The following is an 11170-nucleotide window of genomic DNA, read 5'->3' as shown; positions in this document are numbered from 1 at the left end:
TGCCATCCTGTTTGGAGAGCGTTTTACCAACGCACGCGGGTGACTCCGCTAACCGCCTCGCACACAAAAATGCGGACAGGTTCAGCCAGGGCGCCGGCGAGTACAGCCTGTCCAACCGGGAAATCATCGGCTTCGGCGGCACCGCGAGTTATGACTCCACGCTCAACGGCAAGGTGCTCGACCTGGCAATTCAAGAAGCGGTGAACCACCTGTCCGAACAAGTCGACGCGGGCGCGCTACGAGCCTCCAAGTAAGCATCACTCATCAACACTCAGAAGCATGAATCACAAGAAACTTTTCTCGACCGGCATTCTCTTGCCGGTCGCGGCAGCGTGCGCGCTGCTGACCGGTTGTGCCACGCAATCCACGCCGCCGCTTTACCAGTGGGACGCGTATCAACCGCAGGTGTATGCCTTCTTCACGGGCGACAAACCCGTCCCCGAGCAGATCGACGCGCTCGAAAAAGCTCGCCAGCAAATCCTTGCGAAGAATAACGCGCTGCCGCCCGGCTTCCGTGCCCACATCGGCGCACTGTATGCAAGCGTCGGCCGTTCGGATGAAGCCAGAAAGGAACTCGAAGCCGAAAAGAACGCGTTCCCCGAGTCGTCCGCCTACATGAACCTTTTGTTGAGCAAACTTCATTAAACGCCGGCCATGATCAAGTTCCTCTCTCATAAACTCTTCGCGGCGCTGTCGGTTTTGTGCCTGTTGAGCGCGTGCGCTTCCACTCCGCAACAGACCGACTACACCGCATTTCGCAACAGCAAGCCGCGCACGATTCTCGTGTTGCCGCCGGTCAACGAGACGTCGGATATCAAGGCGACATACGGCATGCTCGCCCAAATGACGATGCCGCTCGCAGAAGCGGGCTACTACGTCGTGCCGGTCGCTGAAATGGACGAGACGTTCAAGCACAACGGCCTGACTACGCCTACGGACATCCAGAATGTCGCGCCGGCCAAGCTGCGCGAGATTTTCGGTGCGGATGCGGCGTTGTACACGACAGTCACGAACTACGGCACCAAGTTCGTGGTCTTCGACAGCAGAACCGTCGTCACCGCAAACGCGAAGCTCGTCGATCTGCGTTCAGGCGACGAACTCTGGAAAGGCTCCGCGAGCGCGAATGGCAAGGAAGTGGGCGTGAACGTGGGCGTAGGTTACGGGCTCATCAGCGCGATTGCGCAGAGTGTCGTGACGCAGGTCGCGCATACCTTAACCGACAAGTCCTTCGACGTGGCAGGCCTCACGAGCCAACGTCTTCTGGCATCGGGCGGCAAGACGACCGTACTCTACGGACCGCACTCGCCTAAATACGGCACGGACTGATCGCATGCTCGCCTGAGCCCCACAGCCCAGGCGAGCTAAATCACCACCGCGCCTCTTTCCGCCAGCAAATCCCGCAGCACCGAACGGTGGCACCGCGACTCGTCCTCGCAATAACATCCGACCGACAAATTCGTCGAACGCGATAACGCCGCAAGCAAGTCCAGCGATCGGCTCGCCTCGGAAACCGCCATCTCCGCCTTGAATTTCCTCACGAACGCGCGCCATTGCTTCTCGTCTTCGGCCGCGAGCGCTTCGGCGACAAGTTCTGCCGACGGCGCCAGATTCGGATACCACACATCGTAAAAGTCGCGGCTCGCGAACTCGGCTTTCGGCACGCCGCGCGGCGGACGCCGAACCGTGCCGATACGCAGCCCTTCGTCCACCGCGCGCGGCGTGCCGAGCCGCACGATTCGAATCGCCATGATCGTTTTCCTTCGAAAGTCACCGGCGAAGGATAACCGCCCCGAAGCAACGCGCGATACACGCTGACAACGCTTTGAAAGCTCCCGCGACCGTGGCGAGCGGAATGCGCCGGGTTCCCGTATCGTTTCGGATTATTCCTCTTCCGCTTACATCCGGAACCGCCGACGTGCCCTCCGAAGAACATCCCCAAAACGCGCCCCGTAACCCCGACGCACCCATGTCCTCGCTCGAGCGCCGCGGCATGCTCGCGATCCTGCTGTCCGTCGCGCTCGCCACGCTCGATACCGCCATCGCCAACACGGCGTTGCCGGCCATCGCGGCCGATCTGCATACGACACCCGCCGCGTCGGTCTGGATCATCAACGCGTATCAGCTGGCAATGGTCGCCACGCTGCTGCCGCTTGCCGCGCTCGGCGGCATCCTCGGACACCGGCGCGTGTACCTCGGCGGGCTCGTCGTGTTTCTCGTCGCGTCCGCGGTCTGCGCGTTCTCGTGGTCGCTGCCGACGCTCGTCGCCGCGCGCCTGCTGCAAGGGCTCGGCGCGAGCGCGATCATGAGCGTCAACGCGGCGCTCATCAGCGCGATTTTTCCGCCGCATCGGCTGGGGCGCGGCGTGGGACTCAACGCGCTCGTCGTGGGGATCGCGTTCGCGGTTGGGCCGACGGTCGCATCGATCGTGCTCTCGCTCGGCACGTGGCCGTGGCTTTTCGCCGTGAACTTGCCGATCGGCGTCTTCGCGCTCGCCATCGCGGTGCGGTCGTTGCCGCAGACCAAGCGCGCCGAACACGGCTTCGACCGTGTCGCCGCCTTGCTCAACGTGATCACGTTCGCGTCGCTCATCTTCGCGCTCGGCGAAGCGGCCCAGCGCGCGCCGGCGCATACCGTGCTCGCGTCGTTCGGCGTCACGTTGATTGCGGGCGTTCTGCTTCTGCGACGCGAGCGCGGTCATCCCGCGCCGATGCTACCCGTCGATCTCTTCCGCCGCCCGATGTTCGCGCTCTCCACGATGACCGCGATCTGCTCGTTTGCCGCGCAAGGGCTCGCGTTCGTGTCGTTGCCGTTTTTCTTCGAAAGCGTGCTTGGTCGCAGTCAGGTGGAAACCGGCTTTCTGATGACGCCGTGGTCAGCGCTCGTCGCGTTGATGGCGCCGATCGCCGGACGCTTGTCGGATCGGCACGCGCCGGGTTTGCTGGGCGGCGTCGGGCTCGCGATTCTATGTGTGGGAATGGTGTCGCTCGCGATGCTGCCAGCGCAACCGCATGTGCTCGAAATCTGCATCCGCATGGCGATCTGTGGCGCGGGCTTCGGCTTCTTTCAGTCGCCGAATCTGAAAGCGTTCATGTCGAGCGCGCCGCGCGAACGCGCGGGTGGCGCAAGTGGCACGATCGCGACTTCGCGGCTGATCGGACAGGCCACCGGCGCGGCGCTCGTCGCGTTGTGCTTCAGCATCGCGGGGAAGCATGGTCCGGCGCTCGCGTTGTCGCTTGGAGCGGCGTTCGCGGGCGTGGGAAGTGTGGCGAGCGGATTACGGCTGGTGACGGCGAGAACGTCGAAGGTGACGTCGTCGGATGGGATATCAGTCGAGCCGCAGAGGAAGATCTGAGAGTCGAGCACGGCGCCGTTGCACCGCACGTTTGCAGTTGCTTGGAAACCCGCGTGAAGGCCGGGATACGCTGAATCTGCAAAGCTTTCGCGCGCGCGGCTCGCTTCCGTGAATTCGCGGTGCGGCGCTGCGGGGCGCGTCGGGCGGGCTCGCTTGGAGGACAACCCTTCACGCTACATTTCCTTAACTAGCTCGTTGGCGACTCACCGGACTCACATCCGCCGCACCTTGACCTTCCGCCCCTTCAACTTCCCCGCTGCCAGCTTGCGCTCGGCATCATCGGCGATACCGCGTTGAACGGCCACGTACGTGACCATGTCCATCACGTTGATCTTGCCGATCTCCTCGCCCTTGAAGCCCGCTTCGCCGGTCAGCGCGCCGAGCACATCGCCGGGACGGATCTTGTCCTTGCGGCCGCCGAGGATTTGGAGCGTCGCCATGGGCGGCTTCAGATGCCCAGGTTCCGCCGATGTCAGCTCCGCTAGCGGATACCATTCCACTTCCTTGCGCTGCGCCACTTCGATCGCGCCGACGCGTCCCATCTCGTCCATGCTCGCAAGCGACAGCGCCCAACCTTCCTTGCCCGCACGCCCCGTGCGCCCGATGCGATGCACGTGTACCTCAGGGTCCGGCGTCACATCGACATTGATGACGGCTTCGAGTTGCGTGATGTCCAGCCCGCGCGCGGCGACATCGGTCGCGACCAGCACCGAGCAACTGCGATTGGCGAATTGCACGAGCACCTGATCGCGTTCGCGCTGTTCGAGTTCGCCATGCAGCGTGAGCGCCTCGAAGCCTTGCGCGCGCAGTACGTCGAGCAAGTCGCGACATTGCTGCTTCGTGTTGCAGAACGCAAGCGTGCTGATGGGACGATAGTGGTCCAGCAACAAACCCACTGCATGCAGACGCTCGTGATCCTCAACCTGATAGAAGCGTTGTTTGATCTTTGCGTTGCTGTGCTGTTCGGTGAGCTTGATCTCGCGCGGATTGCGCAGGAACTGCTGACTCAATTTCGCGATGCCCTCCGGATACGTCGCCGAAAACAGCAAGGTCTGACGGTCTTTCGGACACAGACGCGCGACTGAAGCGATATCGTCGAAAAAGCCCATGTCGAGCATGCGGTCGGCCTCGTCGAGCACGAGCGTGCGTACGCCATCCAGCGAAAGCGTTTCGCGCTGAAGGTGATCCATGATGCGTCCCGGCGTGCCCACGACGATATGCGCGCCGTGTTCGAGACTCGCGATCTGCGGACGCATGGGCGTGCCGCCGCATAGCGTGAGCACCTTCACGTTGTCTTCTGCGCGAGCCAAGCGGCGGATTTCCTGCGTGACCTGATCGGCGAGTTCGCGCGTCGGGCAAAGTACGAGCGCTTGCACGGCGAACTGACGCGCATCGAGTTTGGCGAGCAGTGGCAACGTGAAGGCGGCGGTCTTGCCACTGCCCGTTTTTGCCTGCGCGATGAGATCGTGACCGGCGAGTGCGAGCGGCAGGCTCGCGGCCTGGATCGGCGTCATCGATGTGTAGCCGAGCTGCTGCAGATTCGTCTGCATCGCTTCGTTGAGCGGCAGGCTGCTGAATGAGGTATCGGTCGCCATGGTTATTGCGCGCCTCGCGGCGGGGTTTCGGTGACCTGCTCGTAGGTGATGGCGCCATCGGGTGCGTCGTGGCGCGTCACGTAATTGCGCGCGCCGCACATCGGGCAGCGGAACAGCAGTCCCTGACCTTCATTCTTGATGACGACGTCTGAGACGTCCCACGTTGCGTCGCAGGACTGGTTTCGGCAGGTGAACATGTCGGATTTCTCGTTGTTGCGTGATGCACGTAGCCGCGATGGAATGCGGCGAAGTGGTTTTCGGTTCAAACCGAAAGTGTACGCGGGTCTGCGGGTGGCGCGGCGGAACCAGGTCCGTGCGTTTTGGGCGGGGGTATGGCGTTGGCGTTCAATAAAAAAACCGTAAGTGCCAGCGCGTTGAAACCTCGCGCGTGGTACTTACGGTTTCGGTGAGATAGCGTCGCGCTACCTACCCCTCAAACATCAATATTCCCCGCCCGCAACGCGTTACTCTCGATAAACGCGCGTCTCGGCTCCACATCGTCGCCCATGAGCGTCGTGAAAATGCCGTCGGCCGCAATCGCGTCCTCGATCTGCACGCGCAGCAAACGCCGCACGGCTGGGTCCATCGTCGTTTCCCAAAGCTGTCCGGGATTCATCTCGCCCAAGCCCTTGTAACGCTGCTTGCTGACGTTGCGTTCCGCATCCGCGATCAGCCACTTCATCGCGCTCTTGAAGTCCAGCACGGCCATCGAGCGCTCGCCGCGCTTGATCAACGCGCCTTGGCCAATCAAGCCCTTGAAGGTATCGGCAGTGGAAACGAGTTGCTTGTAGTCGGCGGTCAATTGAAGATCTTCATCGAACACCGAAACCTTCACGTTGCCATGGTGACGCCGCTTGATATGCAACGAACGCAGCTCGCGAACCTGATCGTATGCCGCCTCGACCGTCACTTCCGGCTTCAACGGGTCCGAACGCAACTTCGTTTCGAGCGCCTTCGCCGATGCCTCCGCCGCTTCCTGCGTCGACAAATCGATGACCGTGCCATCCATCACCGCTTCGAGCGAGGCGGCATCGTAAATACGGCTGATGCGATCGATCACCGCCTGGGCCAGCAAATACGCACGCGCGAGTTCGCCCAAGGCATCGCCCGAAATCGGGTCCGCGCCTTCGCTCGGCACCAGTTCAGAACCCTGCAGCGCGAGCTTCAGCATATGCTGGTTGAGCTCGTGCGCGTCCTTCATATACCGCTCGTCCTTACCCGCCTTGATCTTGTAAAGCGGCGGCTGCGCGATATAGATGTACCCGCGCTCCACGATCTCCGGCATCTGCCGATAGAAGAACGTCAGCAGAAGCGTGCGGATGTGGGCGCCGTCCACGTCCGCGTCGGTCATGATGATGATGCGGTGATAGCGCAGCTTGTCCAGGTTGTAATCATCCTTGCCGATGCCGCAACCCAGCGCCGTCACGAGCGTCACGATCTGCTCGGATGAAATCAGCTTGTCGAAACGCGCCTTCTCAACGTTCAGCACCTTGCCGCGCAACGGCAGGATTGCCTGGAACTTCCGGTCGCGCCCTTGCTTGGCCGAGCCGCCCGCCGAATCTCCCTCGACGATATAAATTTCCGACTTCGCCGGGTCCTTCTCCTGGCAATCCGCGAGCTTGCCCGGCAAGCCGACGCCGTCGAGCACGCCCTTTCGCCGCGTCATCTCGCGCGCCTTGCGAGCGGCATCGCGCGCACGCGCGGCATCGACGATCTTGCCCGTGATGATCTTCGCGTCGATCGGCGTCTCTTGCAGATAATCTTCCAGCGCCTTCGCGACGATTTCCTCGACCGGCGCGCGCACTTCCGACGACACCAGCTTGTCCTTCGTCTGCGAACTGAACTTCGGCTCAGGCACCTTCACCGACAGCACGCACGACAAGCCTTCGCGCATGTCGTCGCCGCTCGTCTCGACCTTCGCTTTCTTCGCGATGTCGTGGTCGGCGATGTACTTGTTCATCACGCGCGTCATCGCGGCGCGTAAGCCCGTCAGGTGAGTGCCGCCGTCGCGCTGCGGAATGTTGTTGGTGAAGCAGAGCACGCTTTCGTTGTAGCTGTCGTTCCACTGCATGGCCACTTCGACGGTGACGTTTTCACGCTCGCCCGTTGCATGGAACACGTTCGGATGCAGCACCTGCTTCTGCTTGTTGATGTATTCGACAAAGCCCTTCACGCCGCCCGCAAAAGCGAAGTCGTCTTCCTTGCCGGTGCGCAAGTCGGTCAGCCGAATGCGCACACCGTTGTTCAGGAACGAAAGCTCGCGCATGCGCTTGGCGAGAATGTCGTAATGGAATTCGACATTGCCGAAGATGGTCGCGTCCGCCAAAAAGTGCACTTCGGTGCCGCGATTTTCGGTGTCGCCGACTACTGGCATGGGCGAATACTGCACGCCGTTCTCTTCGATAAGCTCGCGGTTCTGCACCACGCCGCGCGCGAACTCCATGAAGTGTTTCTTGCCGTCGCGGCGCACGGTGAGGCGCAGCCATTCGGACAGCGCGTTCACGCACGACACGCCCACACCGTGCAAGCCACCCGACACCTTGTAGCTGTTCTGGTCGAACTTGCCGCCTGCGTGGAGTTCGGTCATCACGATCTCGGCGGCGCTGCGCTTCGGGTCGTGCTTGTCGTCGCGTTTCAGGCCGGTAGGCACGCCACGGCCGTTGTCCGTCACCGAAATGGAGTTGTCCGCGTGAATGGTCACGTGGATGTCGTCGCAATAGCCGGCCAGCGCTTCGTCGATGGAGTTGTCCAGCACTTCGAAAACGAGGTGATGCAAACCGGTGCCATCCGACGTATCGCCGATATACATTCCCGGGCGCTTGCGCACGGCCTCCAGACCTTCGAGGATCTGAATGGACGATGCGCCGTAGCTGTTGTCGGGTTGCGAATTTGTGTTTTCAGTCATGGAATTTTCCGGTTCTGCGTCGCTGCTTCGGTTACTGCTCGAAACTTTTCAAAACACCTTAAAAACGCCAAAGGGGCGAGCCGCCCCTTGGTGTGTTCGTGGTACCTGAACGCGTCAGATGCGCATTGGCATCACGACATACTTGAATTCCTCGTTTTCCGGAATTGTGATGAGCGCGCTGGAGTTGGCGTCGCCAAGGCTCACTTGCAGCGTGTCGACCTTCAGATTCGCAAGCACGTCGAGCAGATACGTGACGTTGAAACCGATGTCGACGGTATCGCCCTGATACGCGATTTCCAGCTCTTCCTGCGCTTCTTCCTGGTCGGCGTTGGTCGACATGATCTTGAGCTGACCCGGCTCGACTAGACACCGCACGCCCTTGAACTTGTCCGACGTGAGAATGGCCGCGCGCTGCAGGGAGCGCTGCAGTTCTTCGCGACCGATTTCGAACGTGTTCTTGTGCGCCTTGGGAATCACGCGCTGGAAGTCGGGGAACTTGCCTTCGACGAGCTTCGACACGAGTTCGACCTGGCCAAAACTGAACTTCACCTGCGTCGCGGCGATGTCGATCTTGAGCGTGTCGTCGATGTCTTCGAGCAGACGCTGCAATTCGAGGATGGTCTTGCGCGGGATGATGACTTCCTGACGCGGGAACGTGCCGCCGTCGATCTTCATGGACGAGAACGCGAGACGGTGACCGTCCGTTGCGACGGCCATCAACTGGTCGCCATCTACCACGAGCAACATGCCGTTCAGGTAATAGCGAATGTCCTGCTGGGCCATGGCGAAATACACCATGCCGAGCAACTGGCGAAACGTTTTCTGCGGAACCGAAAGGCTCGCGCCGAAGTCTGTAGCCTGGTTGACGGTAGGAAACTCGTCCGCGGCGAGCGTCTGCAGCGCGAAGCGGCTCTTGCCGGAGCGCACGGTCAGGCGCTTGTCGGACAAGTCGAGCGCAACCTCACCCGGCGGCATGGCGCGCAAAATGTCGAGCAACTTGCGCGCGGCGACCGTGGTGGCGATCTGGTCGCTGCCAACGCCGAAATCGGCGCGCGTGGTGATCTGGAGTTCGAGATCCGTCGAGAGGAACGACACATCGGCGCCGTTCTTGGTGATCAGCAGATTGGCGAGGATCGGCAAGGTATGGCGGCGTTCTACGATACCGCTCACGGTTTGCAGCGGCCTTAGAAGATTGTCTCGTTCGGTCTTGACCAGTTGCATAGAGTTCCTTCGTTGATGTGACGGCCTGTCCGCCGGTTTTGCCACCACTGGTTTTGTCACCAGCGGTTGGTTCGCCGCGCTCGCCGGACAACCTCGTAACACGCGTTGCCGGCCCCCCGCCGGTCACTCGCGAATGCTTGACGCCAGCCGCCCAGGCCACGGACAGCTAAACCTATATTGTGCCTTAAAACGGAACCGCCCCCGAAAATTGGGGGCGTTTTTACCAATAAACAGGTCCGGTGGCGCAATAATCGACGCGTTCGCGCCGGCTCAACCCTTCAGCGTTTGTTCGAGCACGTGAAGTTCGTGATTGAGCTGCGCATCCGTGCCGCGTTCGGCCGCGATCTTGCGCACGGCGTGCAGCACGGTGGTGTGATCGCGACCGCCAAAAAGCTCGCCGATCTCGGGCAGACTCTTCTGCGTCAGTTCCTTCGCCAGATACATCGCGATCTGACGCGGGCGCGCGATATTGGCCGGCCGCTTCTTCGAATACATGTCGGCGACCTTGATGCTGTAGAAATCCGCGACGGTCTTCTGAATGTTCTCCACCGAGATCTGGCGGTTCTGCACCGTCAACAGATCCTTGAGCGCTTCCTTGGTCAGCTCGATGGTGATGTCGCGGCCATGGAACTTCGAATAAGCGAGGATCTTGCGCAGCGCGCCTTCGAGTTCACGCACGTTCGAGCGCAGATGCTTCGCGACGAAGAACGCGACGTCTTCGGACAGACTCACGCCTTCGGACTGCGCCTTTCTCATCAGAATGGCGACGCGCATTTCCAGCTCGGGCGGCTCGATGGCGACCGTCAAACCGGAATCGAAGCGCGAGATCAGACGGTCGTCGATACCGGAGATTTCCTTCGGATACGTGTCGCTCGTGATAATGACTTGCGCCTTGTTCGCGACCAGCGCCTCGAACGCGTAGAAGAACTCTTCCTGCGTACGCGACTTGCCCGAGAAGAACTGAATATCGTCGATCAACAAAAGATCGAGCGAATGGTAGTAACGCTTGAAGTCGTCGAACGCCTTGCGCTGATACGCCTTCACCACGTCGGAAACGTACTGCTCCGCGTGAATGTAGCGGATGCGCGCGCCCGCCTTGTCCATCAGCAACTGATTGCCGATAGCGTGGATCAGATGCGTCTTGCCCAGGCCCACGCCTCCGTAAAGAAAGAGCGGGTTGTACGAGATGCCGGGATTGTCGGCGACCTGAATGGCCGCCGCGCGCGCGAGCTGATTCGCCTTGCCGGTGACGAAATTGTCGAAGGTCAGCACGGGGTTGAGCTTCGAACGTTCGTAAGCGGAATCGGTTTCACCGCCGGCCGATGGGTTGCCGCCCGGACGCCACGTGCGCCGGCCAGCGGCGGCCTCGTTGGCGTCGAGGCTCGGCAAGTCGAAATCGGCTTGTTCGTCCTGCATGGCCTGAGCTTGCTGGGCGGCTTCCGCCGCCAGCGCGTTCACGTGCGCGGCAGCGTTCGCGTGCGCGACGACCGAAGGCGCTTGCGGTGCGGCGGCCGGCGCGGGCGGACGCGGCGCGCCGTCGGCGACACCCGCGCCGGCCGCCGGCCGCGGCGCGGCGTTCGGCGCCTGACCGATGGCGCTGCGAGCGGTCGCTTTCGGGTCGAGTACGAACTGGACGTCGATCGTCGCGCTGAAGTATTCGCGCGCCATATCGGCAATGCGTCCCGAGAACTGGCTCTTCACCCAGTCAAGCTTGAAGCGATTAGGAGCGGCTATGCGCAAGGTGCTCGCGTCGGCATCGAAGTCGACCGGGGCCAGCGGCTTGATCCACGTGACGTACTGCTGCGGCGTGAGTTCACGCTCCAGCAATGCCGAACAGTGTTCCCAGAAATCGTTCATCGAATGCGGTCGTTTTATGGTTGGCTCCGCGCTCCTGACGGCCGTGCTTGCCGGATGCGCTCAAGCGCCTCGGCAAGTCCCGGCACAGCCATGCAGGCATGCTCCGGAGGCTTACGCCGCAAGGGTTTGCGGGCGAACGGCGGGCCGAAGCAGTAGGCGGATATTTGGGAGTAAGGCGAGATTCTAACGCCAAACGGGACCGGCGCGCGAGTTATCCACAGGGTCAAATCAGCGCGTCCG

9 protein-coding genes and 1 pseudogene are annotated in these 11170 nt (G+C 61.7%); 4 read left to right on the top strand and 6 right to left on the bottom strand.

Annotated features, from left to right (window positions below; genetic code table 11):
- The 3 genes and pseudogenes from NCR40_RS13955 to NCR40_RS13945 all read left to right on the top strand — a co-directional run.
- A pseudogene (locus tag NCR40_RS13955) lies at positions 1 to 254 on the top strand (hypothetical protein); the annotation flags it as partial.
- A gap of 25 nt (positions 255 to 279) precedes the next feature.
- The gene (locus NCR40_RS13950; protein WP_244826718.1) at positions 280 to 645 is read left to right on the top strand and encodes a DUF4810 domain-containing protein; all 366 of its coding nucleotides are present in this window, start codon (positions 280 to 282) and stop codon (positions 643 to 645) included.
- 9 nt (positions 646 to 654) lie between these two features.
- Entirely contained in the window at positions 655 to 1326 is a 672-nt protein-coding gene (locus NCR40_RS13945) for a DUF799 domain-containing protein (protein ID WP_250509718.1), read from the top strand.
- A gap of 35 nt (positions 1327 to 1361) precedes the next feature.
- Here the strand turns inward: NCR40_RS13945 and NCR40_RS13940 are convergent, their stop codons facing one another.
- Positions 1362 to 1748, bottom strand: coding sequence for a DUF488 domain-containing protein (locus tag NCR40_RS13940; RefSeq protein WP_250509717.1), 387 nt, complete (start codon positions 1746 to 1748; stop codon positions 1362 to 1364).
- 218 nt (positions 1749 to 1966) lie between these two features.
- Here NCR40_RS13940 and NCR40_RS13935 point away from each other — a divergent pair, with 218 nt between their 5' ends.
- On the top strand, positions 1967 to 3352 hold the full coding sequence (locus NCR40_RS13935; protein ID WP_250462446.1) for an MFS transporter: 1386 nt from the start codon (positions 1967 to 1969) through the stop codon (positions 3350 to 3352).
- A 212-nt stretch (positions 3353 to 3564) separates the two neighbouring features.
- On the opposite strand, the gene dbpA is transcribed toward NCR40_RS13935, so the two are convergent.
- The 5 genes from dbpA to dnaA all read right to left on the bottom strand — a co-directional run bounded on the left by dbpA (position 3565) and on the right by dnaA (position 10930).
- Positions 3565 to 4953, bottom strand: coding sequence for an ATP-dependent RNA helicase DbpA (gene dbpA / locus NCR40_RS13930; protein WP_250509730.1), 1389 nt, complete (start codon positions 4951 to 4953; stop codon positions 3565 to 3567).
- Positions 4950 to 5144, bottom strand: coding sequence for a hypothetical protein (locus NCR40_RS13925; protein WP_250491633.1), 195 nt, complete (start codon positions 5142 to 5144; stop codon positions 4950 to 4952). Before NCR40_RS13925 ends, dbpA begins: the two co-directional genes overlap by 4 nt.
- A gap of 236 nt (positions 5145 to 5380) precedes the next feature.
- Positions 5381 to 7852 (bottom strand): DNA topoisomerase (ATP-hydrolyzing) subunit B, encoded by a 2472-nt coding sequence (gene gyrB / locus NCR40_RS13920; protein WP_244826712.1) that lies wholly within the window; start codon positions 7850 to 7852, stop codon positions 5381 to 5383.
- 114 nt (positions 7853 to 7966) lie between these two features.
- On the bottom strand, positions 7967 to 9073 hold the full coding sequence (dnaN, locus tag NCR40_RS13915) for a DNA polymerase III subunit beta (RefSeq protein WP_244826711.1): 1107 nt from the start codon (positions 9071 to 9073) through the stop codon (positions 7967 to 7969).
- A 270-nt stretch (positions 9074 to 9343) separates the two neighbouring features.
- Positions 9344 to 10930: a chromosomal replication initiator protein DnaA gene (gene dnaA, locus NCR40_RS13910; RefSeq protein ID WP_250509716.1), complete on the bottom strand. Its 1587-nt coding sequence runs from the start codon at positions 10928 to 10930 to the stop codon at positions 9344 to 9346.
- Positions 10931 to 11170: the final 240 nt, after the last annotated feature.

This window comes from Caballeronia sp. GACF4 (genome assembly GCF_023631025.1).
Taxonomy (GTDB): Bacteria; Pseudomonadota; Gammaproteobacteria; order Burkholderiales; family Burkholderiaceae; genus Caballeronia.
Note: the sequence above shows the minus strand (reverse complement) of the source record. Positions and strands in the feature narration are given on the sequence as shown.

Excerpts from the sequence above, each read along its gene's own strand:
- NCR40_RS13950 (WP_244826718.1), top strand. The coding sequence starts at position 280 with ATGAATCACAAGAAACTTTTCTCGACCGGCATTCTCTTGCCGGTCGCG.
- NCR40_RS13945 (WP_250509718.1), top strand. The coding sequence starts at position 655 with ATGATCAAGTTCCTCTCTCATAAACTCTTCGCGGCGCTGTCGGTTTTG.
- NCR40_RS13940 (WP_250509717.1), bottom strand. The coding sequence starts at position 1,748 with ATGGCGATTCGAATCGTGCGGCTCGGCACGCCGCGCGCGGTGGACGAA.
- NCR40_RS13935 (WP_250462446.1), top strand. The coding sequence starts at position 1,967 with ATGTCCTCGCTCGAGCGCCGCGGCATGCTCGCGATCCTGCTGTCCGTC.
- NCR40_RS13925 (WP_250491633.1), bottom strand. The coding sequence starts at position 5,144 with ATGTTCACCTGCCGAAACCAGTCCTGCGACGCAACGTGGGACGTCTCA.
- gyrB (WP_244826712.1), bottom strand. The coding sequence starts at position 7,852 with ATGACTGAAAACACAAATTCGCAACCCGACAACAGCTACGGCGCATCG.
- dnaN (WP_244826711.1), bottom strand. The coding sequence starts at position 9,073 with ATGCAACTGGTCAAGACCGAACGAGACAATCTTCTAAGGCCGCTGCAA.
- dnaA (WP_250509716.1), bottom strand. The coding sequence starts at position 10,930 with ATGAACGATTTCTGGGAACACTGTTCGGCATTGCTGGAGCGTGAACTC.